General features: G+C 69.8%; 17 protein-coding genes, 1 tRNA gene and 2 pseudogenes. 10 read left to right on the top strand and 10 right to left on the bottom strand.

What is annotated here, in order from left to right:
- Positions 1-221: 221 nt before the first annotated feature.
- The 4 genes from AB0D27_RS12210 to AB0D27_RS12195 all read left to right on the top strand — a co-directional run bounded on the left by AB0D27_RS12210 (position 222) and on the right by AB0D27_RS12195 (position 3,065).
- A complete protein-coding gene (locus AB0D27_RS12210) occupies positions 222-689 on the top strand; it encodes an ATP-binding protein (protein WP_362505948.1) in 468 nt (155 codons plus the stop codon).
- 63 nt (positions 690-752) lie between these two features.
- A complete protein-coding gene (locus tag AB0D27_RS12205) occupies positions 753-1,217 on the top strand; it encodes a hypothetical protein (protein WP_362505945.1) in 465 nt (154 codons plus the stop codon).
- Positions 1,218-1,269: 52 nt separating this feature from the next.
- Positions 1,270-2,220, top strand: a complete 951-nt coding sequence (locus AB0D27_RS12200) for an intradiol ring-cleavage dioxygenase (protein ID WP_362505942.1) — start codon at positions 1,270-1,272, stop codon at positions 2,218-2,220.
- Between the two features lie 8 nt (positions 2,221-2,228).
- A complete protein-coding gene (locus AB0D27_RS12195) occupies positions 2,229-3,065 on the top strand; it encodes a triphosphoribosyl-dephospho-CoA synthase (RefSeq protein ID WP_362505940.1) in 837 nt (278 codons plus the stop codon).
- On the opposite strand, the gene AB0D27_RS12190 is transcribed toward AB0D27_RS12195, so the two are convergent.
- The 4 genes from AB0D27_RS12190 to AB0D27_RS12175 all read right to left on the bottom strand — a co-directional run bounded on the left by AB0D27_RS12190 (position 3,043) and on the right by AB0D27_RS12175 (position 9,197).
- Complete coding sequence (locus AB0D27_RS12190; protein WP_362505937.1) at positions 3,043-4,317, bottom strand: MFS transporter; 1,275 nt, start codon at positions 4,315-4,317, stop codon at positions 3,043-3,045. The two genes, AB0D27_RS12195 and AB0D27_RS12190, sit on opposite strands and share 23 nt — an antisense overlap.
- 256 nt (positions 4,318-4,573) lie before the next feature.
- Positions 4,574-5,980 carry a PLP-dependent aminotransferase family protein gene (locus tag AB0D27_RS12185; protein WP_362505934.1) on the bottom strand — a complete coding sequence of 469 codons (1,407 nt, stop codon included), beginning with the start codon at positions 5,978-5,980 and terminating at the stop codon, positions 4,574-4,576.
- Between the two features lie 128 nt (positions 5,981-6,108).
- Positions 6,109-7,560 carry an aminopeptidase P family protein gene (locus AB0D27_RS12180; protein WP_362506127.1) on the bottom strand — a complete coding sequence of 484 codons (1,452 nt, stop codon included), beginning with the start codon at positions 7,558-7,560 and terminating at the stop codon, positions 6,109-6,111.
- A 125-nt stretch (positions 7,561-7,685) separates the two neighbouring features.
- Positions 7,686-9,197, bottom strand: coding sequence for a PP2C family protein-serine/threonine phosphatase (locus AB0D27_RS12175; protein ID WP_362506124.1), 1,512 nt, complete (start codon positions 9,195-9,197; stop codon positions 7,686-7,688).
- A 482-nt stretch (positions 9,198-9,679) separates the two neighbouring features.
- Between AB0D27_RS12175 and AB0D27_RS12170 the strand changes: the two genes are divergently transcribed.
- Together AB0D27_RS12170 and AB0D27_RS12165 are read left to right on the top strand one after the other, a co-directional pair.
- Positions 9,680-10,345, top strand: coding sequence for a bifunctional DNA primase/polymerase (locus tag AB0D27_RS12170; protein ID WP_362505931.1), 666 nt, complete (start codon positions 9,680-9,682; stop codon positions 10,343-10,345).
- A gap of 55 nt (positions 10,346-10,400) precedes the next feature.
- The gene (locus tag AB0D27_RS12165) at positions 10,401-10,985 is read left to right on the top strand and encodes a hypothetical protein (protein WP_362505928.1); all 585 of its coding nucleotides are present in this window, start codon (positions 10,401-10,403) and stop codon (positions 10,983-10,985) included.
- Positions 10,986-11,219: 234 nt separating this feature from the next.
- On the opposite strand, the gene AB0D27_RS12160 is transcribed toward AB0D27_RS12165, so the two are convergent.
- The 3 genes from AB0D27_RS12160 to AB0D27_RS12150 all read right to left on the bottom strand — a co-directional run bounded on the left by AB0D27_RS12160 (position 11,220) and on the right by AB0D27_RS12150 (position 13,924).
- Complete coding sequence (locus tag AB0D27_RS12160; RefSeq protein ID WP_362505925.1) at positions 11,220-12,185, bottom strand: DUF5926 family protein; 966 nt, start codon at positions 12,183-12,185, stop codon at positions 11,220-11,222.
- Between the two features lie 161 nt (positions 12,186-12,346).
- Positions 12,347-12,988 carry an ATP-binding protein gene (locus tag AB0D27_RS12155; protein ID WP_362505922.1) on the bottom strand — a complete coding sequence of 214 codons (642 nt, stop codon included), beginning with the start codon at positions 12,986-12,988 and terminating at the stop codon, positions 12,347-12,349.
- A 126-nt stretch (positions 12,989-13,114) separates the two neighbouring features.
- Positions 13,115-13,924, bottom strand: coding sequence for a glycerophosphodiester phosphodiesterase (locus tag AB0D27_RS12150; protein WP_362505919.1), 810 nt, complete (start codon positions 13,922-13,924; stop codon positions 13,115-13,117).
- 257 nt (positions 13,925-14,181) lie between these two features.
- On the opposite strand from AB0D27_RS12150, the pseudogene AB0D27_RS12145 reads away from it, so the two are divergent.
- A pseudogene (locus AB0D27_RS12145) lies at positions 14,182-15,687 on the top strand (trypsin-like peptidase domain-containing protein).
- A gap of 1,084 nt (positions 15,688-16,771) precedes the next feature.
- Complete coding sequence (locus tag AB0D27_RS12140; RefSeq protein WP_362505916.1) at positions 16,772-17,596, top strand: hypothetical protein; 825 nt, start codon at positions 16,772-16,774, stop codon at positions 17,594-17,596.
- A 177-nt stretch (positions 17,597-17,773) separates the two neighbouring features.
- On the opposite strand, the pseudogene AB0D27_RS12135 reads toward AB0D27_RS12140, so the two are convergent.
- Both AB0D27_RS12135 and AB0D27_RS12130 read right to left on the bottom strand, forming a co-directional pair.
- Positions 17,774-18,034 (bottom strand): annotated as a pseudogene (locus AB0D27_RS12135) (phosphotyrosine protein phosphatase); the annotation flags it as partial.
- Between the two features lie 108 nt (positions 18,035-18,142).
- Positions 18,143-19,639, bottom strand: coding sequence for a glycosyltransferase family 39 protein (locus tag AB0D27_RS12130; protein ID WP_362505913.1), 1,497 nt, complete (start codon positions 19,637-19,639; stop codon positions 18,143-18,145).
- Between AB0D27_RS12130 and AB0D27_RS12125 the strand changes: the two genes are divergently transcribed.
- Complete coding sequence (locus tag AB0D27_RS12125) at positions 19,629-20,951, top strand: glycosyltransferase (protein WP_362505910.1); 1,323 nt, start codon at positions 19,629-19,631, stop codon at positions 20,949-20,951. The two genes, AB0D27_RS12130 and AB0D27_RS12125, sit on opposite strands and share 11 nt — an antisense overlap.
- Before the next feature lie 284 nt (positions 20,952-21,235).
- Positions 21,236-21,322 (top strand) — tRNA-Ser (locus AB0D27_RS12120).
- 206 nt (positions 21,323-21,528) lie between these two features.
- Here AB0D27_RS12120 and AB0D27_RS12115 read toward each other — a convergent pair.
- Positions 21,529-22,329, bottom strand: coding sequence for a hypothetical protein (locus AB0D27_RS12115; protein ID WP_362505907.1), 801 nt, complete (start codon positions 22,327-22,329; stop codon positions 21,529-21,531).
- Positions 22,330-22,869: the final 540 nt, after the last annotated feature.

Below are 22,869 nucleotides of genomic sequence, written 5' to 3'. Positions count from 1 at the left end.
GCCTCATCATCGCACTGGGCTTACCCGGCCCCTACGGCAGGTCCGTCAGATGGCGTATGACCGGAAGATCACCATTCCGGGCGAACTCGACCCGCGCATACACCGATGCCCGTGGCACGCGCGTCCGCCGTATGGGCGGCATCACGGCAAGTGGGCGATTGCGCACGGGTGCTTGCGGCAATACGTAACGGTATGTCGAGCCGCGGCCAGGAGGCTGGAGCATGAGCATCTGGTGGTCACTCCACTTGCGGCGCGAGGCTGCGAGCGTTCCGCTCGCCAGACGTCTGCTGCTCGGCACGATGGAGAGCGCGGGCGTCGACCCGGACATCTCCTACGACCTCTCCGTCGCCCTCAGCGAGGCCTGCGCCAACGCTGTCGAGCACGGTGGGGACGCCGCCCATGGCGCCTCCTCGGAGGCGTACCGGGTGACGGCCTACCTCGATGGCGAGAAGTGCCGCATCGAAGTCACCGACTCCGGCCCCGGTTTCCCGGCGGGGCGCGCCCGCACCCCGCTGCGACCGGCGCGCGGCGACGCCGAGCACGGCCGGGGCCTGTGCCTGATCCAGGAACTCGCCGACCACGTCCAGATCGGCAACCAGCCGGGGCGGGGCGGCGCGGTGGTCAGCTTCGACAAGATCCTCAAGTGGAGGAAGGACCCTTCCCTGCTGACGGCCTGGCGCATTTGCTGACGGCCTGGAGGCGGCGAGGCCCTCGTCCCGCGACTCGGCGCCCGCACCGTCGTCCCGCTCGGCATGGCCCTCCTCGCGGGAGGGGTCTGCCTCGGAGCCACCACGGAGCTCTCCAGCGGCTACGGATTCACCGCGCTATGGCTCTCCCTCACCGGACGCGGTGTCGGCCTGGCCGTCGTACCCGCGACCAGCCTGGTGACGGGCTCCCTGCTCGAAGGCACCACCGGGAGGGGCACCAGCCTGCTCGACACCGTCCAGCAACTCGGCGGCGTCCTCGGCGTGGCCGGCCTCGGCAGCCTCCTCGGCTTCGGCTATCGGGCCGGGCTGCGCACGGACGGACTCCCGGCGCGGGCGGCGGACGCGGCCAGGGACTCCCCACCGGTACGGCACTGGGTCGAGGGCGGCGGCACGGAGGACCTGGCGGAGCTGTACGAACGCCATCTGCCTCGGCTCTCGCACGGCTTGCGGTTCTACCCGGCATCCGCGTCACCGCACGCCGACTTCAGCCTTCCCACAGTCCACAGGTGAATGACAGTGCTCGCCCACGTCTTTGAGGGCTGACGTTCCTAATTTTCCCAGCATGACGGGAAGCCACAAAGACAAGTCGATCACCCGGCGCCGCGCGATCGCGGTGACCGGAGGCACGGTCGCCGCCGGAGGCCTCGCGGTCGCGGGGTACCAGGCGGCGTTCGCCGACGAAACGACGACCACCGACACGCAGGCCACCGCCTCCGCGAGCGCGAGCAGCGGCACCTGCGTGCTGATGTCCAGCGTCACCGAGGGGCCGTACTACCTGGACGGCGCCCTGGTGCGCAAGGACATCACCGAGGGCAAGAGCGGCGTTCCACTGACGCTGCGCATCACCGTTCAGGACACCACCGACTCCTGCGCCCCGGTCTCCGGTGCCGCGGTGGAGATCTGGCACTGCGACGCCTGGGGCTACTACTCCGGCTACACCACAGCCAACCCCGGCGGCTCCGCGCCCGCCGAGAGCGAGGACGGCTCCACCGCCAACGACCAGACCTACCTGCGCGGATACCAGGTCGCCAACGCCAACGGGGTCGTCAAGTTCGAGACGATCTTCCCCGGCTGGTACACGCCCCGCACCTGCCACATCCACGTCAAGGTGCACACCGGCGGCGAGAAGGAGGACGGCACCTACGAGGGCGGCACGGTCAACTACACCGGTCAGCTGTTCTTCGCCGACGACATCGCCGAGGAGATCTTCACGCTGGAGCCGTACTCGAAGCACACCGGCAGCTACACCACCCTGGACAACGACATGGTCTACGACGGCGGCGGCGCCTCCAGCGGCCTGCTGACCCTCGAACCGGTCCACAAGAAGGACCCGTCCAAGGGCTACAAGGGCTTCATCACCCTCGGCATCGACCCCGACGCCGAGAACACCGGCGCGGGCAGCGGCGGCGGTGGCACGCCCCCGAGCGGCGCGCCGAGCGACGCTCCGACGGGTACGCCGCCGAGCGGCGCCCCCAGCGACAGCGCCTCCCCGTCCGCGTCGGCGTCTTCGTAGGTACGTCCATGAGCAGCCGCGAGGACGAAACGCTGGCGCGGGCCGCCGTGGCCGCGCTGACCGGGCAGTTGGAGCTGGCCCCCAAACCCGGACTGCCCGACCCGCGCGATCTCGACGCCCGGACGACCCGCCGGGACAACTGCTCCCTGCGCTGGTCGGCCAAGGCGCTGGCACCCGGCCTCGCGGCCATGGCGGCGGCCGCCCGCCGCACCGGTCGGGCCACACCCGAACTCCGTGCCGAGCTGGGCGCGATCGGCCGGTGCACCGAGCACTCGGTCGCCCTGGCGGGCGGCGGCCACCGCGGCGCCCTGTGGGCCCTCGGGCTCCTGGTCGCGGCCGCCGCCCTGAACCCCCGCGCCACCGGCGACGACGTCACCGCCACCGCCAAGCGGATCGCGGCGCACACCGACCGGCGGGCGCCGCGGCGGCCCTCCCGCGGGTCCTCCGTCTCGGCGAAGTACGGCGCGGCCGGGGCGCGCGGAGAGGCGCGCGCCGGTTTCCCGCATGTACGCCGGGCGTTGGACGCGCTCGCCACCGTCCGCTCGGCCGGCACGCCCGAACCGTACGCCCGGCTCGACGCCCTCCTCACCGTCATGTCCACCCTCCAGGACACCGAGTTGCTGTACACCGCCGGTCCTCTCGGTCTCCGCCATGTCCAGGCGGGCGCCCGCGGGGTGCTGGAAGCGGGCGGCACCTTCACACACGCGGGCCGCGAGGCCCTGTCCGCCCTCGACGACGACCTCCACGCGCGCGCATGGAGCCCGCGCGGCAGCGGGGCGCTTCTGGCGGGGGCGCTCTTCGTGGACTCGCTGCCCGTGGTCGTCAGTTCACCGGTACGGGGCTGAGCAGGTCCTCACTCCGGGCTGTCACGGTGCGTGCGGCAGCCCACTTCGACGCGGGCCCCATCCCGTACGAAGCCGCCACCATCAGGCCCCCCAACAGCAGCCATCCCGGTGTCCCCCAGCCCACCAGCAGGGCCGTCAGGACCAGGGGGCCCATGGTGCGGGCCACCGTGACCCCGGTGCCGAAGAAGCCCTGGTACTCGCCCATGCGGTCGGCCGGAGCGAGGTCGAAGGCCAGTTGCCAGGAACCCGCGGACTGCTGCATCTCGGCGACCACCTGGAGCACCGCGCCCGCCGAGAGGATTCCGGCCGCGACCCACGGCGAGGCACCGGACGACAGGGCGAAGACCGCGCAGGCCGCCAGCATGACGAGCCCGGAGCGGCGTATCGCGCGGGTGGCGGTCATCCGGCCCGTGATGCCTCGGGCCATCCGAACCTGGAAGACCATCACCGCTCCCGTGTTGAGCACGAACAGCGCGGACACCAGCCAGGCGGGCGCCTCGGTGCGCTCGGTGATCCACAGCGGGATGCCGAGACTGAGCAGCGGCATCCGCAGCAACAGCACGGTGTTGAGGAACGTGACGAGCACATACGGGCGGTCGCGCAGGACGCCGAGCCCATGACCGCGCCGCACGGCGACGGGCGCCACCGACGGCAGCCGCAGCAGCAGCGCCGCGCACAGCAGGAAGCTCACCGAGTCCACCGCGAACACCGAGAGGTACGCGGCCCGCGTCCCGGCGTGCAGGGCCAGCCCGCCGAGGCCCGCGCCCACCGCCAGACCGGCGTTGAGCGTCGACTGCAGATGCGCGAGCAGCCCGGTCCGCTCCCCGGCCGGTACCAGCCCCGCGAGCAGCGCCTGCCGGGCCGCCGCGAGCCCCGACTGCGCGGACGCGTACGCGCACGCCGCGAGGACGAAGGGGACGAAGCCGTGGACGACGAGGAAGGACGCCACCGCCGCCGCGGTCGCGAGGGCCAGCAGCACCGCCGTGCCTCGCGGCCCGCGCCGGTCGGCGAACCGGCCCAGCGGCACGCCCACCAGTGAGCCGATCGCCCAGGCGACGGTCAGTCCGAGCCCCACGCGCTCGGGAGCCAGGCCGACGACGTGCGTGAAGTACAGCGCGGAGGTCACGTAATAGGCGCCGTCCCCCACCGAGTTGCTCAGCTGGGCGAGGGCGAGGACGCGCTGCGGGCCCGCCGACGGGACAAGGCGGCTCGCCTTCGCGAGGCCTGCGGATGGTGCGGCGCGGTTCGTCATGTCTTCGACGCTATGGGCTGGATGGACTGCTCAACAGGCCCATTCCTCACGGCTTTTCATGACCCATTTCATGGTCACCCCATGACGTCTGCCACCTTCGGTCCGGCAGCTCGTGCGGTCTGTGAGTTTCGGTCCGGCACCTCGCTCAGTCCGTCAACTTCGGTGAGCTTCGGCCCGGCAGCTCGTGCGGTCTGTGAGCTTCGGTCCGGCAGCTCGCCCAATCCGTCAACTTCGGTCCGGCACCCCGCCCAGTCCGTCAGACTCGGCCCGGCACCCCCAGCCGGCGCGGGGGCCCGTCCAGCACCCGCCCCAGCACCTCCAGCGCCTCGGGATACACCCGCTCGCGAGGCGTCCCGTACCCGACGACCAGCCCCTGCGGCCGGCCGTCGCCCGGAGCGTGCCAGTGATCCCCCAGATGTCCGACCGCGAGCCCCTCCTCCTCCGCCCGCGCCAGCGCCTCCGCCTCGTCGGCCACCTCCACCAACGCGTGCAGTCCGGCGGCGATCCCCCGTACGCTCCTGCGCGCCCCCAGCCGGTCCAGGAGCTGGTCCCTGCGGCGCCGGTAGCGCAGACGGCACGCGCGCACGTGGCGGTCGTACGCGTGGCTGTCGATCATTCCGGCGAGCGCCAACTGCCCGATGGTCTCGGTGTGGTGGTCGCTGTGCAGCTTGACGTCGGCCACCGCGTCGACCAGGTGGGGCGGCAGCACCATCCAGCCCAGGCGCAGGGCGGGTCCGAGTGTCTTGGAGGCCGTACCCAAGTAGACGACGTGGCCCGGTGCCATCCCCTGCAGGGCACCGACCGGCTGCCGGTCATAGCGGAACTCCCCGTCGTAGTCGTCCTCGACGATCAGCCGCCCCTCACGCGCGCGTGCCCAGTCGGTGAGCGCGCGCCGCCGCTCGGGGTGGAGCGTGACACCGGTCGGGTACTGGTGCGCGGGCGTGACGACCACCGCCTCCGCCTCGAGGGACGCCAACTCCTCCGCGCGGGCGCCGCGTTCGTCGACGGACAGCGGCACCACGGTCCCACCGCCCTTGCGCACCACATTCCGGTGGAACGGCAACCCGGGGTCCTCCATGGCGACCGTCCCGCCGTCCAGCACGCGGGTGAGGAGCGCGAGCCCCTGCACGTACCCCGAAGTGATGACGATCCGCTCCGGCGGCGCGATCACTCCGCGTGCCCGCCCCAGATAGCCCGACAGCGCCGTCCGCAGTTCCAGTCGGCCGCGCGGGTCCCCGTAGTCGTACGCCAAGGAGGGCGCCGTCGCGATCGCGCGGCGCAGTGCCCGCAGCCAGGCCGCCGCCGGGAACGTGCCGACGTCCGGGCTGCCGGGGCGCAGATCGAAACGGGGTGCACGCGCGCGTGGAGCACGCACGGCCACCGACGCGTCGTCGGCGGGCAGAGACGCCACCTCGGTGCCGGAGCCCTGCCGCGCCGTCAGATATCCCTCGGCGACCAGCTGGTCGTACGCCGCCTTCGCCGTGCCCCGGGAGATGCCCAGCTCGGCGGCGAGCCGCCGGGTCGCCGGCAGCCGGATGCCCGGGGCGAGCCGTCCGTCGCGCACGGCGTCCCTGAGCGCCCGTTCGAGTCCCGCTCGGCGCCCGGCCGCCGCGTCCGGCTCCAGATGCAGGTCCACACCGACGCCGGACCAGAAGTCGTCCACGAAAAGCCGCCCCCCTAGGCACACAAAAAGCCGGAGGGACACCGAAAGTCCCCTGGGCACACCAATGGCCGGGTACCCAGGAGGGCACCCGGCCATTGGTGTCGTCTCAGCCCTCGCGGGGCACTATGTCAGCCCTTCAGGGACGCCATCCAGGCTTCGACCTCGTCCGAGCGGCGCGGCAGCCCCTCCGACAGGTTCCGGTTGCCGTCCTCGGTGACCAGGATGTCGTCCTCGATGCGGACGCCGATGCCGCGGTACTCCTCCGGCACGGTCAGGTCGTCGGCCTGGAAGTACAGCCCCGGCTCGACGGTCAGGCACATGCCCGGCTCCAGCGTGCCCTCCACGTACGTCTCGGTCCGCGCGGCAGCGCAGTCGTGGACGTCCATGCCGAGCATGTGGCCGGTGCCGTGCAGGGTCCAGCGGCGCTGCAGGCCCAGCTCCAGGACGCGCTCGACGGGGCCCTCGACGAGACCCCACTCGACGAGCTTCTCGGCCAGCACACGCTGTGCGGCGTCGTGGAAGTCGCGGTACTTGGCGCCCGGCTGCACGGCCGCGATACCGGCCTCCTGGGCCTCGTACACGGCGTCGTAGATCTTCTTCTGGATCTCCGTATACGTGCCGTTGACCGGCAGCGTGCGGGTGACGTCGGCGGTGTAGAGCGTGTGGGTCTCGACGCCCGCGTCCAGCAGCAGCAGGTCGCCGGAGCGGACCGGGCCGTCGTTGCGCACCCAGTGCAGCGTGCAGGCGTGCGGACCTGCGGCGCAGATCGAGCCGTAGCCGATGTCGTTGCCCTCGACGCGCGCGCGCAGGAAGAACGTGCCCTCGATGTAGCGCTCGCTGGTCGCCTCGGCCTTGTCCAGGACCCGTACGACGTCCTCGAAGCCGCGCACGGTCGAGTCGACCGCCTTCTGCAGCTCGCCGGCCTCGAACTCGTCCTTGACCAGCCGTGCCTCGGACAGGAAGACCCGCAGCTCCTCGTCGCGCTCGGCGGTGACCTTGTCGGTCAGGGCGGCCTCGATGCCGGCGTCGTGGCCGCGCACGACCCGGACCGGCCCGGTGGCGTCCTTCAGCTTCTCGGCCAGCTCACGAACGTCGGAGGCGGCAATGCCGTAGAGCTGCTCGGCCTCGGAGAGGGAGTGGCGGCGGCCGACCCACAGCTCGCCCTGCCCGGACAGCCAGAACTCGCCGTTCTCGCGGTCGGAGCGCGGCAGCAGGTAGATCGTGGCCTTGTGGCCGACGGAGACCGGCTCCAGGACCAGGACACCGTCCTCGGTCAGGTTGCCGGTGAGGTACGCGTACTCGACCGACGCGCGGAAGGGGTACTCCGTGTCGTTCGAGCGGGTCTTCAGGTTGCCCGCGGGGATCACCAGGCGCTCGCCCGGGAAGCGCGCGGAGAGCGCGGCACGGCGGGCGGCGGTGTACTCGGCCTGCGCGATCGGCTCGAGGCCGCGCAGCTCCGTGTCGGCCCAGCCGGACTTCATGTTCTCGGCCAGCTCGTCGGACACGCCCGGGTACAGGCCGTTCTTGCGCTGCTTGATCGGCTCTTCTTCGCCCGCTTCGTCAGCGGCTTCGTCGAGCACGGCTTCCGGGGTCTCCGGGGTGAGCGCCTCCGACACGGTCTGCCTCCTAGATACGACTCTGGACCTCCCCCATCGTACGGTCGTGCTGAAGGGGGCCCAGGCTCGGAAGACCTCTTACCGACAGCTCACTCGAAACGAGCCGCCAACAACACCACGTCCTCCTCGGAATCCGCCTCGTCCAGCCCGTCCGGCAGCACACTCCGGAGAACGTGATCGGCGACCGCGCCCGGATCATTGCGCAACGCCTTCGGGACGCTCGCCGCCGCCGCGTGCAGCCGGGCGAAGGCGCGGTCCATGGGGTCGCCGGTGCGGTGCAGCAGTCCGTCGGTGTAGATCAGCACGGTCTCGCCGGGCTGGGCCGTCAGTTCGACGCTCGGCGCCTCCCAGCAGGCGAGCATTCCCAGCGGCGCCGACAGGGAGGTCTCCACGAACTCCGTGCGCCGCGCGCCGATCACCAGGGGCGGACTGTGCCCGGCACCGGCGAGCGTGAGCTTGCGCAGGGCGGGCTCGCAGTAGGCGAACAGGGCGGTCGCGGAGCGGGCGGGTTCGGTCAGCCGCAGCAGCAGTTCGAGGTCGGACAGGACGGCTACGGGGTCCTCGCCCTCCATGACGGCGTACGCCCTCAGGGACGCCCTCAGCCGGCCCATCGCGGCGACGGCGCTGGGCCCGGACCCGGTGACGGAGCCGACCGCGAGGCCGAGCGCGGCGTCGGGCAGCGGCAGCGCGTCGTACCAGTCGCCGCCGCCGCGCGGACCGGTGCGGTGCCGGGCGGCGAGCTGGACGCCGGAGACCCGGGGCAGCCGCGGGGGAAGCAGCTCCTCGGAGATCGTCGTCATGCACGCGCGCGTGCGTTCCAGTTCCACCAGCCGTGCCAGGTGCTCGGTGGCGTACCGGGCGTAGAGGCCGATGAGGTGGCGCTGGCGCTCGACCGGTTCGGCGGGCTCGTCGTAGAGCCATACGGCGGCACCCAGGCGGCCCGCCGCCTCGGTGGACAGGGGCAGCGCGTAGCTCGCGGCGTAGCCGAGGCGGGCGGCCACCTCGCGGTGGCGGGGGTCGAGCCCGTCCTCGGAGAAGAGGTCCGGCTGGGCGATCTCGCCGTCGCCGCCGGGCAGTCCTTCCAGGATCCTGCCGTACGACATGGAGCTGCGCGGCACGGTCTCGATGTGGCCGAGGTCCGCCCGGGCGAGGCCCAGGCCGATCGTGGTGTCGGGGCCGAGGCCGTCGCCCGGTTCGATGACGACGAGACCGCGCCGGGCGCCCACGAGGGCGGCTCCGGCGCGCAGCAGTTCCTGCAGCGCGTCGCTCAGCGTCGCGGTGCGTGCCAGACGCTCGGTGAGTTCGTGGAGCGTGGTGAGGTCCGAGACCCAGCCCGCGAGGCGATCTTGGAGAACGGCTCCGGGGCCGGTGGGAAAGGTGGCCGAAGAGGCACCCGTGGGGTTCGGCGTCGGCGCAACAGTGTGTGCGGGCGAAGGAACCGTTGAATCGATTCCAGCCACTTTCGGAAGGTGAGGGGCGTTCATGGCGTCCGGCTTTCCGACCGGTGCGTATTGCTCGATAGCATCGCAAACCCCCATGTTGTCCTGCGCCGCTAGCAGTGTCTCCACATGTACACGCACTCGTGAGGGGATGTCCAGCATTGTCCTGCTGGGATTCCTGGTGTCCATGAGACTCTCGGTAACCCTTGCGGGAAAGCAAAGTTGGCTTAAAACTGACTCGGGTAACGGCTTATTGCGGTCGACTGGCCTAGTTCGACGGAGCGTCACAGCGGTCGTGGTGGGTACGTACTCGGTGAAGGTCAGGGCTGGTTGGGATCAGCCCGGAACCTGGCAATGGAACCGGGCGTCTTAACCACCGACGACCGTGCCCCATCCTCCCGTGGCGGAGGCGGCAAGAAATACGCGGGACGGCAAAACGCCAGGCGCCGCCACCCCACGCCATGCCCATGCTTCAGACAGACGCAGTATGGACGCGGACGCAGCCAAACGCTCGGCCCAGAGGGGTTCCCCTTGTCTCCAGCAGGGGTGTGATGCGCCAGCAGGTACGCACAGTGAAGTGATCGACACATGATGTGAGTGGTCCACAGTGTTGCCAGGCGTGCAACGGAAAGGAACGAGCGCTCATGCGCGAGATCCTCGGAAGGCGACGCAGGCTCCTGTCCAGGCGAAACAACGGGAGGCCTGAGGTGCTCGGCGCGGCCCTGACCTTCGCGACCGAATGGCAGTGGCCCGTACTCCCGGGTGTGGCGGCGGATCCGCAGGGGCGTGCCCGCTGCGGATGCCCCGACCCCGAGTGCACGGTGCCGGGTGCCCATCCCTTCGACCCCGGCCTCCTCGCGGCCACCACCGACGAGCGCATGGTGCGCTGGTGGTGGACCAACCGACCGTCGGCACCCATCGTGCTGGCCACCGGAGGCAAGGCTCCCTGCGCGGTGAGCCTGCCCGCCCTCGCGGCGTCCCGCGCCCTCGACGCCCTCGACCGCAAGGGCATGCGCCTCGGCCCGGTCGTCGCGGCCCCCACGCGCTGGGCGATCCTTGTCGCCCCGTACTCCATGGAGCAGCTGGGCGAACTGCTCTACGCCAAGGACTTCGTCCCCGGCTCCCTCCGCTTCCACGGCGAGGGCGGCTACATCGCGCTGCCGCCGTCCGAGACCGGACAGGGCCAGATCCGCTGGGAGCGCGCCCCGCTGCCCGGCTCGGCCGCTCCCTGGGTGCCCGGTGTGGAGGCCGTGGTGGACGCCGTGGTGGAGGCACTCACTCGTACGGGTGTGAGCGCGCCCGAGTTGTAGGGGCGACCGGCGCGCGGTGAACCGCGCGCCCGCCCGCGCTCGTTATCGTCCGTCTATGCTGCGTCATTCCGGAGGCCACAGAGCCTCATCGTCGCTGCGCGACGGGCCAGACCTCCGAAGAGTTCGCCTGGTGGCGCTGGTAGGCGTCGTGGCGTTCATCGTCGCCCTGCCGCTGACCGTGGCGTCCGCCGGCCCCGTGGGCGACGAACAGTCCGGAGCCGTACACAGGGCCGCTCGCGGCGATGGCAGACCGCGGGCGTCCGAACCCGCACGCGCTCCCCTGCTGCTCGGTCTCGGCCTCGCCACCGCCGCCCGGTGCGGCCCCGAACTCTCCTCGCCGGACGGCATCGAGGCGCAGACCTGTGTCCTCACACAGGGTGAGGACACCTGGGCGCGCACCTACTACCGCAACGCTACGGGCGACGAGCTGAGTTCCGTACTGAGCCTCTTGGGGCCGGGCGGCCGTACGGTGCGGATGAACTGCGCGGTGGACGCGGAGGACGACCCGGGGGTGTGCGAGACGCCCAGGGAGCGCACGAAGGGCGACGTGGGCGCGTTCACGGCGGTCGCGGAGTTCGCGAAAGGCGCCGGGTCCGGCGGGCCGCTGCTGCTGCGCTCGGGGAGCAACTCGGGCCGGTAGCAAGGAGGTTGACCTCGCGCGGGATTCCGGACATGGAAAGACCCGGTTGCTGGCGACGGGGGATGCACCAGCAACCGGGCTACTCGAACGGTAACAAGAGATCGGCAGTTCGCAAATTCGATCTCGGCTATTCGGACACGGATTTACCTGTCACAACGGGGAGTTGTGACAGGAGTCACCCTGCCGGGTGCCCCTGACCAGCTGACCGGTCGGTCAGTTCCCCCCATCTGTGAGTCAGCTGAGCGTCACCTGTCGGTTGGTGAGGCCGCCGCGGGCCCTGCGCTCGTCCGCGGTGAGCGGCGCGTCCGTGGCCAGAGCGGTGGCGAGGCGCTCGGCGAACTCGGTCGCCGGCTTCTCGATGTCGTCCGCCGTGACGCCCGTCGGGAGGTCCCAGACCGGCACCGTGAGCCCGTGCGCACGGAAGGAGCCGACCAGACGGGTGCCCTCCCCGAGGCTCGAGCGACCGGCCGCGTGCAGCCGCGCGAGGGCGTCCAGAAGCTGCTCCTCCGGGTGCGGCATGACCCAGCGCAGATGGTTCTTGTCGGGGGTCTCGCACCAGTAGGCGGCGTCGACCCCGGCGAGCTTCACCGTTGGGATGGCGGCGGCGTTGGCCCGCTCCAGGGAGGCGGTCACCTCCGGCGTCGCGTTCTCCGCGTCCGGGACCCAGAACTCGAAGCCGCTGTGCACAACTGGCTCGAACGCGCCTTCGGGGTCCAGCAGATCCTGGAGTCGGGGACCGTCGGCGGGCGCGCGCCGGCCCTCGACCGGCGTGCCGGGTTCCGCGGTGAGCGCGCGCTGGAGGGTGTCGGCCAGATCGCGGCTGATGTCGCCGGACGCCGTGTCGTTCTGCAGGCCGAGCAGCACCGAGCCGTCGTCGCGGCGCAGCGCGGGCCACGCCATCGGCAGGACGGTGGCGAGCGTGACCGACGGGACACCCTCGGGGAGGCTCTCCTTGAGCTTCAGCTCGACCGTCGCGGCGGGCACCAGCTCGCGCAGCGCGACCCAGTCGCCCTCACTCGGCAGGCTCTCGAAGGGGCGCCGCACCAGCTCGGTCACGGCGTGCGCGGCGGCTCGGCCGTGACAGGCCTTGTAGCGGCGGCCGCTGCCGCACGGGCAGGGCTCTCGAGCGCCGACAACAGGGATCTCCCCATCCTTCAGCTGAGGCTGCTTGGCCTTCGTCTGGGGTCGCTTCTTGGCCATCGTGGGTGTCTCCCGATTACGGCTCGTCTCGTACGGGCGCGAGCCTAGTCGTTCGTGAGACGGCTGACGGGACCCTGTGGACAACGCACCGAGTCGTCGCCGAATCGGTGGTTCGGTCCGTGTGCCCCAGGCCGATGCCGAATGCCGAACGCCCGTGTGCCTCAGTCCACATCGTCGAAGGCGTCCGCGAAGTCCATGCCGGGTATCGCGCCGGCCACCCTCGGGGACGCGACGCGCGTAGCGAAGTCGTCGCGCCGGTGCGCGGTTGTCGTGTCGTCCACGTCGTCCTGGACGACGACCCACACCGTGACCTCACCGCGTGCGTCGTCCCGTACGCCCCAGTCCTTGGCCAGTGCCGTGATGATGTTCAGCCCGCGGCCGCCGTGCGCGGTGACCGAGGGCGTGGCCGGAACCGGACGGGTCGGACCACCGCCGTCCGTCACCTCGACGGTGAGCCTTCCGGACTGATCGACGCGCCATGCGGCACGGACGTCGCCGTCCCCGGCGAGGGCGTCGCCCAGCGGCCTGCCATGCCGGCACGCGTTGCTGAGCAGTTCGGAAAGGATCAGTACGGCATCGTCGATGACCGAGTCCGCCACGCCACCGGAGCGCAGCTGGTCACGCATCCGGTGTCTTGCTTCCCCCACGCCCGCAGGGCCATGGGGTACGGCCATGCTCGACGACGTGGGCACCTCCTGTGCCACCACCAACGCCACCCCCGAGACCTCCTTTGCCCCACGCCACGGTGTGGATGCCCCTTTGGACTGGACCGGAAACCGGCCAACACGCGTCTGCTGACGCACTCGTAACGATCGAATACGGACCGAACGCGCCGGTGCACTCCCTGTAATCGAGTGGCCGGAATTCGACGCTGGATCAATGCCGGATTCTGGGGTTTGAAGGCGGCTTCCTCAAGAGGTGGCGCGAGATCAGCGGCCGAGCTGGCGCAGCACCGCGCGCGGGCGGTTGGTGATGATGGCGTCGATGCCCAGCTCAACGCAGAGATCGACGTCCTCGGGCTCGTTCACGGTCCAGACGTGCACCTGGTGTCCGACTCGTTTCAGCCGTTCGATGTATCCGGGGTGACTGCGTACGATCCGCATCGAGGGGCCCGCGATCCGGACACCCGCGGGCAGCCGTCCGTCGCGCAGCCGGGGCGAGACGAACTGCAGCAAATAGACCGTCGGCAAGGTCGGGGAAGCGGCCCGGACGCGGTGCAGTGAGCGCGCCGAGAAGCTCATGACCCGCACCGGCGACTCGGCGGCGGACTCCGGGGCGTCCAGGCCGAAACGCTTCAGCAGGAGCAGCAGCCGCTCCTCGACCTGGCCCGCCCACCGGGTCGGGTGCTTCGTCTCGATGGCAAGCTCCACGCGGCGGCCCGCGTCGGCGACGAGTTCGAGCAGGCGCTCCAGGGTGAGGACGGAGGTGTCCTCCCGGTCCTCGGGGCGGTGCTCCCAGTCGGGTTCCTCGTCGCGACTTCTCCAGGCCCCGAAGTCGAGGGCGGCGAGATCGGCGAGTTCCAGGGCCGAGACCGCCCCGCGGCCGTTGGACGTACGGTTGACTCGCCGGTCGTGGACACAGACGAGATGGCCGTCCGCGGTCAGCCGTACGTCGCACTCGAGGGCGTCCGCACCGTCCTCGATCGCCTTCTTGTACGCGGCCAGGGTGTGCTCGGGGGCCTCTTCGGAGGCTCCGCGGTGGGCGACGACCTGAATCGGGTGCTGTCGTGCGAGGGTCACCGCGTCATGGTGCCACCGTCGCGGGGTAGACGTGAGTCCCAAGACGTCAGGAATCACTCCTTTTCGTCCAACAGGTCCGTTATAAAGGATCGCCCCGGACCCACAGCCACCGCTTATGGTGCTCTGACGGCCGGTGGGAAAAGCTGACGGCGTACAAAAGCACATGCACAGCTGAATCGCGCCGGACCGTCGACAAGCGTGAGTGAGCGTGACCGAGTGCGACCGAGAACAACAGCCGTGGATCGAGGAGAAGAGCTGTGAGCACCGAGAACGAGGGCACCGCGGTACCCCCGGCCCCGTCCGCACCTCCCGTGCCGGTGGAAACTCCCGCTGCTTCCGCGCAGGCCGCTGCGCCCGAGGGGGGCGCGCCGACCGCTCCGATCCCGGCGGTGCCTCCGAGCGCCCCCGGCGCGCCGGAGCACGCACCGGCGCCGGCGGAGCAGCCGGCGTATGCGTCGGTCGGGGCCGGGCAGGGCCCCTCAGAGGGCTCCGAGCCTTATGGGCAGGGCTCCGGAGCGCCGGGCTCGGCCGCCGAGGCGGGCTGGCCGCCTCCGCCGCCCGCCACTCCGTCGTACGCGGACGGCGGCGGCTCAGGAGCCGGCGGCTGGGGCTCCTCCTACCAGCCCGCGCCGAAGCCGAAGAACGGGCGCGGCGGCCTGGTCGCCGCCATCCTGGTGGCCGCACTGGTCGCGGGCGGCGTCGGCGGCGGCATCGGCTACTCGCTGGCCAAGAACAACGACAACAGCACCGACTCGACGACGGTCTCCGCGCCGAGCAGCAGCGGCGACGTGAAGCGCGCCTCGGGCACGGTCGCGAACGTGGCCGCCAAGGCGCTGCCCAGCACCGTCACCATCGAGGCTCAGAGCACCAGCGGCGAGGGGGGCACGGGCACCGGCTTCGTCTTCGACACCCAGGGCCACATCCTCACCAACAACCACGTCGTGGCGGACGCGGTCGACGGCGGCAAGCTCACCGCGACCTTCCCCAACGGCAAGAAGTACAACGCCGAAGTGGTCGGCCACGCGCAGGGTTACGACGTCGCGGTCATCAAGCTCAAGAACGCTCCGTCGGACCTGAAGCCGCTCGCCCTCGGCGACTCCGACAAGGTGGCCGTCGGCGACTCCACGATCGCGATCGGCGCGCCCTTCGGCCTCTCCAACACGGTGACCACGGGCATCATCAGTGCCAAGAACCGCCCCGTCGCCTCCAGTGACGGCAGCGCCAGCAGCAAGGCCTCGTACATGAGCGCCCTGTAGACGGACGCCTCGATCAACCCGGGCAACTCCGGTGGCCCGCTCCTGGACGCGCAGGGCGCCGTCATCGGCATCAACTCGGCGATTCAGTCCTCCAGCAGCGGCGGCCTCGGCGGCACCAGCCAGTCCGGCTCCATCGGCCTGGGCTTCGCGATCCCGGTCAACCAGGCGAAGTACGTGGCCCAGCAGCTCATCAAGACGGGCAAGCCGGTGTACGCGAAGATCGGCGCGTCGGTCTCCCTGGAGGAGGGCACGGGCGGCGCGAAGATCACGGAGCAGGGCGCTAGCGGCTCGGCCGCCGTCGAGTCCGGCGGTCCGGCCGACAAGGCGGGCCTCAAGCCCGGCGACGTCATCACCAAGCTCGACGACATGGTGATCGACAGCGGCCCCACCCTCATCGGCGAGATCTGGACCCACCAGCCCGGCGACACCGTCAAGCTCACGTACACGCGCGACGGCAAGACCCACACCACAGAGGCCACCCTGGGCGAGCGCGAGGGCGACAGCTGAGCGGTTGGTCTCGTCCCCGCGCCGTTCACCACGGTTGACGGCGCGGGGTGGGTTCGAATCCCACCACCTCCGGAGGTCACGGACGTACAGCTCAGAAGGGGTGTCTCTTATCGAGAGACACCCCTTCTGAGTGGTGGAGCCTGTCTCACCTTGATTCGGTTCCGTCACGTTGTTGATCAGTTCGTGTGGACCAGGCGTGGACCAGATCGCCAGTGCCTGCGTTCAGAGCGGCAAAAGTCCGGGATGCTCATTCCCGCTTCATACGCGCCCTTGATGGCGACCTTCACGCGCTCGAACAAGTAGTCCTCGCCGCCGCGGAATTCGCGCCAACCGCGAAGCCGAGGGCGCCGCCTGGGCTGCTTGATCGCCGAGCCGAGTGATCTGAACACCCGCGCGGGCCGGCCGGAGGAGACGCGGCTAGATCGTCCGCCGGGTCAAGCCGTCGGGTCGGCAGCCGTCCAAGCTCACCGCCTTCGAGAAGAAGATCGCTGGCGCTACAGCATCACCGCCACCAACGGCCGCCACATGTGGGGCATCTTCGGCTCGCACCAGATCAGTTGCTCGATGTCCCGCATCCCTCGGACGCAGGGGTGGAAGACCACGTCCACACGAGCAAGGCGATGGGCCTGCACAACTGCCCTCCAAGTCCCGGGTACTCGCGGCTGGATGCTGAGTTCGAACCTCGCCGCCCACCTCGACGCCTGACTACGAGTGCTCGCGCTGCCCGACATCGACGATTTCGCCGACGCCGAGCCCGAGGGCGCTCCGGGCCCGTGGACGGGCGAACCGCCGAGAGGGTCAGCGATTCAACTCCGCTGAAGAATCGAGGTCAATGTGGCAGATGCCGGACCCGTGGCGGTTCATCCGCGCTCGAGGCGGGCCGCAACGATGCCCGATCGGCCGCGTATGAGCCCAAGTGAGCGCGGCAGAACGATAAATGACCCATCCGAACGCACTGATTAGTCCGATACGTCGACAAGCAGGCGAGTTTCGGCCGGTAAGTCGGTCAAGCAGCCGCGCAGGCGTCAAGCTCGCACTCGGATTCGGGTGCTCACCCGAACTTGTTGACTCAAGGAGCATGCAGATGAGTCCTGAGTACAGGACGACTTCGCTACTCGGGCCGCTGGCGCGAGAGCGGTTCAAGAAGGCCGGAATGGTGGCCTCCCTCGCACTGGTCGTGGCGACCGGCGTGGTCAGCCCTGCCGCCGCGACGGCACGCAGCATGACGGACCAAGCGGCCATGATGAGCCGCTACGGCGGCGGGGACAACTGCAAGGAACACGACCAGCACAAGTCGATGCCCCGCCTGCTCGCCTACGGCGGCGACGACGACGGCAAGGGCGACGGCAAGGACGAGTGCAAGGGCGCGACGGGAGCGACGGGCCCACGGGGTGCGACTGGCGCGACGGGTGCCACTGGCGGAACCGGTGCCACGGGAGCCACGGGTCCCGGTGGGACGGGTACTCCTGGGGCCACGGGGGCCACCGGCGGGACGGGTGCCACCGGCGCGACCGGACCGTGCTCCGACATCGACGCGGAACAGGACTCGGGCAACTACGAGCTCCGGGCCGCGTTGTCTGGCCGAATCTACTACGCGGGCGTCCGTGACCTCCGGGGGAGCAGCGCCAATCCCCCCTTCCTGTGGACCGACCTCAGCGGCAGGACCAACTACCCCACCGACCCGCTGACGACAGGCGTCCCCTGCGGCGCGTCCGTCAACGAGCACCAGACGAGTGCACGCATCAAGTTCGATCTCATCACGACCACCGGGCGGGTCTACGAGATTCTCTGCACTGCGGTGCAGGGAGCCAACCCACCAAACACCACCCTGACCTGCGACCCCGCCTGGGCCGAGGTGAACAGGCGGCCTGCCCCCGGGGCCGTCAACGGCGGGACCATCGTCCCGTGACCGACGCCCTGCACCCGGCTCTCACCGCATGAGTCCGCCGGGCCGGTAAGGCTCAAGGGGTGTCCGACGGGTCGTCACAACCCATCGGACACCCCTAGCCGCACCACAACGGGCTGCTGTTTTCAGTGGGGTAGGGCACGGGCAGCACCACACGATGTGCTGATTCGGCCAATCGTCCAGATCAGCTGACAACCCCCGGATCCGCCGCTCGCTCTCGTCGCGGACCGGGCGGACCGGGCGGACCGCCTCGACCGCTGCCCGGCCGGGTCGTGGAGCTGCCGGTCGAGGTATCGCTTGCCGGAAAGACCGGGCATGTGTCGCCGCATCCCCTGATGATCACCACATGACGCCGCACGGCGTCGACGGCAGCACCTTCGGGGTCTCGGTGGAGATGTCGATGCCGACCCCCTTCATCGCCTCGACGACTGCCGGGTCGGCACGGATCCTTGCCTTGTCCGGCGATGGCGTCGCTGTGGGTTGCGCAGTGGTGCGGTATCGCTTCACCGAGCTGAGCCGGCGCCTGACGGAATGTCTCGCGTTCCGGGGCTAACTCTTCTCTCTGCGCACGAGCAGGCTCACGGTCATCCCCGTCACCGATCGGCTCATGGACACCCTGTACTGGCTCTGCAGGGCGTTCGCCTGTCCCGGGGTGATGGCGTTGAAGGGAAAGTCGGTGCCCTGGGTCAGCAGCCAGATGCGCTGCTCGCCTTTGAGGCACAGGACCGCGACGGAGCATTGGACCGCGTAAAGGTCGTTGATCGCGGTGGGGGCCTTGGCCAGGAAGACGTCGCGCAGCTTCAGGTCGCGGGGCAGATAGTACTGAACTCCGCTGTCGAGCTTCCATGCGTTCTCGCGGTCGTAGACGACGGCGTCCCCGGCGTGATGGCCCTGCTTGATCACGTCCGCCGCCGCCGCGTAGTCGAGGGGGACGGGGGCGTCATGCTCAAACGGCTGCCGCATTTGCTTCTGGTCGGGCAGCGTGAGGACGGCCAGCGTCGCGAGGAGGGCCGCGGTGGCTTTCCGGGAACGGGAGGCCGCGGCGAGGCCGGCGCCTGCGAGGAGTGCCCAGGCCGGGAGGGTGAAGAGGACGTAGACGTGGCGGAAGTAGGAGACCTCGCCGTGTGAAGTGAGCCAGACGAGGACGGGGGGCACAAGGGCCCAGGTGCCGCACAAGAACAGGGGGGCCTTGCGTGGCGAACGGGCCACAAGGGCAAGGGCGATCAGTGCTCCGGCACACAGGGCGGAGGCGAAGACGTCACGCATCATGGACAGGAATGCCCAGGAGTCGGGCTCCGGGACCCAGTACAGCTGGCGTTGCGCCTGGGAACGGCCGAGCAGGGCGACCGGCGCGGCGCAGCCGGCGGTGGCCAGAAGAGCGAGGCCGGACTTCCACCACAGGGAGCGGTTCTGTCGCGCATGGGCCGCGAGCACACAGACGTGGGCGAGTACGACGGACAGTGCGATCAGGTGGAGAAATCCGACGACGGCCAGCGTGAGTGAGTAGGCGGCCCATCGCCGGGGGCCGCGAGGGGTCTCCAGCGCCCGGAGCAGCAGGAGCGTCGCCAAGGAGACGGCGAAAATCACCAGCGCGTAACTGCGGGCTTCCTGGCCATAGCGGCTCACCGCCGGCACGACCGCGAAGAGAATTCCGGCGAGAATTCCGGCACGATATCCGAAGAGCCGGTCTCCGATGAGACCCACGACAGACGCCGATCCGGCCACGGCCAATGCAGTGGGGAAGCGCAGGGAAAAGACGGAATCGCCGAAAAGTCCGACCCACAGGTGCATCAGCAGGTAATACGTGCCGTGCACGGCGTCGACGTTCTGGAGAGTGGCGAGGATCTGACCGGTGTTGCGGTTCACCATGTCCCAGGTGACCAGTTCATCGCGGCCCAGCAGGGAGTCGGTCAGTCCGTAGCTGGTCAGGCCGAAAGTCAGGACGAACGGCCACAGCCACAGCCCCGTCCGACGTCTTCTGTTTTCGGTCGCCTCAGCGCTCTGGATTTCTTCGCGTGGAAGGGGAAGCGGTGCGATGACTACCATAAAAATCTCCCATGCCCTGCAGCAGGAACTGCTCACTTATACACAGGCGTGGGGAGCTGGGACGGCAATCCGGTCGAGCCATCACCTGTATGGATGCCAAGTCCTCGTGGCGGTCCTTGTGTGGGGTTCCGTGACTCAGTTAAATTCACCCACCGATCCTCTTCATTACAGAAAAGAAAAAGTCATGAAAACGGTCTGCCTTAATATGATCGTCAAGGATGAAGCGCATGTGATCCGGCGCTGCCTCGAATCCGTGCGCCCCCTTATCGACACATGGGTGATCCTTGATACAGGCTCGACCGACGGCACCCAGGACGTCATCCGCGAAACTCTCGCCGACCTGCCCGGGGCTCTGTACGAGAGCCCTTGGAAGGGCTTCGACGTGAGCCGCACCGAGGCGATCGATCTGGCCCGGGATCGCGCGGACTATCTGCTGTTCATCGACGCCGACGATGTGCTGGAGACCGGGCCCGGCTTCACGATGCCGGAACTGACTCATGACTGCTACGACTTCGAGGTGCGCCACGGTCCCGTCGTCCACTGGCGCTCGACGATGGTGTCGACCCGCCTCCCCTGGCGGTACGTCGGTGTGCTGCACGAGTACCTGGAGTGCGACACGCGCTTCAGCCGGGCGACCCTCGAAGGCGCGCGCATGGTCATCATGGGCGGCGGCGGGCGCCTCCGGGGCAGCCAGCGGCAGAAGTACCTGCGCGATGCCGCGATCCTCAAGGACGGGCTCACCAAGGAGCCGGACAACGCCCGTTACGTCTTCTACCTCGCCCAAAGCTGGCGCGACGCCGGCGAACCCGGAAAGGCGCTCACCGCGTACGACCGGCGCGCGGGCATGGGTGGCTTCGCCGAGGAGGCGTTCTGTGCTCGGCTCTATGCGGCGCGACTAGCGGTGGAGGTCAAGCGACGGGCGCCCGAGGTCACGGCGCGTTTCCTGGATGCTCACGAGTACCGGCCCACACGGGTCGAACCGCTCGGCGAGCTCGCGCATCTTTACCGTGTGAACGGGGAGCGCTGGCCGCTCGCGTACATGTTCGCGCGGCGCGCGGCGGAGATTCCGCGACCGAATGACATCCTGTTCGTGGAGCACGCCTGGTATGACTGGCGGGCATTGGACGAGCTGGCGGTGTCGTCGTACTGGATGGGCGAGTACCGGGAATCGCTGGAGTGCTGCGAGAAGCTGCTGGACGCTGGGAAGTTGCCCGAAGACCATCGCCAACGGGTCATCGCGAACAGGGACCTCGCGCGGGCCAAGCTGCTCGTGGGCGCAGGGACGGGCGTGAGGACACTCGTCGGCGCCTGATCCGGGAGCGTGCGCTGTTCGATCGGCAGGTTGCAGGCCCTTCTGCGTTTCTAACTCCACGGAGCCACGGCGGCGGGCTTGAGCAAAGATCCCAGCGGAGGCCTTTCCTCTGGGGATGTCGGCACAGCCCCGGGCATCCACGCGTCGGCTGGGGTCCGCGGCCGGATGCGGAGCGGCGTTCGCGGGAGCGGAACAGAGCCGGTGGACCCCATATGACCATGACACCCGCGGCAGGCTCGCGGCCGGTAGGCTGTACCCGCTCCGTCCCTGGTGGGCGGGGCCGAGGTGGGTTGCCCGAGCGGCCTAAGGGAACGGTCTTGAAAACCGTCGTCGCAGCGATGTGACCGTGGGTTCAAATCCCACACCCACCGCAGCAGGTCAGAAGGTTGCAGGTCAGAAGGGGTGCCACTCTCCAGGGCGGCACCCCTTCTGCGTGCACCTTGTCTCACCCTGATCCGGCCGTATCCCACCTCTGACCAGTGCGTGCGGCCAACCTGCGGCCAGGAATCACGCGCCCTCGCCGCCCCCCTCTTGCTCTGCCAACCCCTGCTCGATCAGCGCGTTCATCTTGGATTCCTCACCGTCCAGCACCTTGGCGTAGTAGCGCTGGAGAACGGCGACGCTCTGACCGGCCCGCCGCGCGGTCTCGGCCAGGCTCACCCCGGAGCGGAGCCAGAACGACACACAGGCGTGCCGGAGGTCGTACGGGATGGCTGCCGGCGGAGAGGCCGCCTGTGCCGGGGTGAGTACCTTGCGGCGGGCTTCTTTCCACGCGGCGCCATACTCCTGCGACCGGATCGGCCCGCCGCGTGGGGGCGCTGAACAGTCGGCCTTCCGGCGCGGTCCCGAACGCGTCCAGATGAGCCCGCAGAATAGCGACCAGGACGGGCGGGATCGGCACGGGCCGGACCGCGCGGCGGGCCCGGTGCTTCAACTGGCGTTCCTCGTACGGCTTGCCATCGTCCGTCCACGCAGAACCGACCTGCGGCCGGGCGCCGGCGAGCATGAGCCGCCCCCACCCCTTCTGCGGGAGGTCGCACTGGTTGGCGCTCAGCATGGACACCTCCTCCGGTCGCATCGCCGCGTAGTAGATGCACGCGAAGAACGCGACCAGGTGGACGCCGCGCGTCCACTGCGCACGCACGGCGTCCAGCAGGGCCCGTGCATGCGCCGGCGTGGCGACGCTTCGGGTGTCCAACTCCTCTACCGCCTTGGGCGTCTCCCAGTGCACGCGCAGCAGGGTATTGCCGGGCAGTAGCTCGTGCTCGACGGCCAACCGCAGACAGTTGCTCAGCACCGCGCGACGCCGACGGAAGGTGTTGGCGGCGGCGGGCTTTCCGTCCTGCCGCTTGGCCAGGTGTTCCAGCACCGTGCGCACGCGCTTCGCAATCGGGCGCCGTAGACCCCGGAAGACCGGGCTGGATGGCGAGCCATCGCCGCCGACGCCGGCGCCACCCCTGTACTGGTCTATCTTGCAGCCAGCCATGATGAACTCTGGGCGAGGATCAGCAGGCGCATACTTCTCAGAGAGCGATCTTCAGCGGTACCGAACCCGGTTCATCCCGCCTCAGGACGACGAACAGCACCTCGTCTACTCGGGCGACACTGCGGACGTGATCGCGGCCATGGAAGCCCCTCGCCCATGACGCACTACGGGCTTAAGCGCAGGTCAGCACTGCGGTGCTCCGTCTCAGTTTCGTCTCATTCACCCCCGTCCGGAGCCATCCAGAGTGGTTCACGCGGCAGGCGCGGGTACGGAAATGAACTCGCCTGAACGGCTCCGAATCCCCCTCTGACCAGCACGAACAGACCTGCAAAGCGAGGCACGTGGGTTCAATTCCTGCGGACGGCCTCTGCCTGCCTAGCGAGTAGCCGGGAGGGATCTCACCTCCCGGCTCTCTCAGAACCGTGCGTGAAC

The organism is Streptomyces sp. NPDC048415, from assembly GCF_040651675.1.
In the GTDB taxonomy this organism is placed as follows: Bacteria; Actinomycetota; Actinomycetes; order Streptomycetales; family Streptomycetaceae; genus Streptomyces.
The sequence above is the reverse complement of the archived record's forward strand: the minus strand, read 5'-3'. Positions and strand labels throughout refer to the sequence as shown.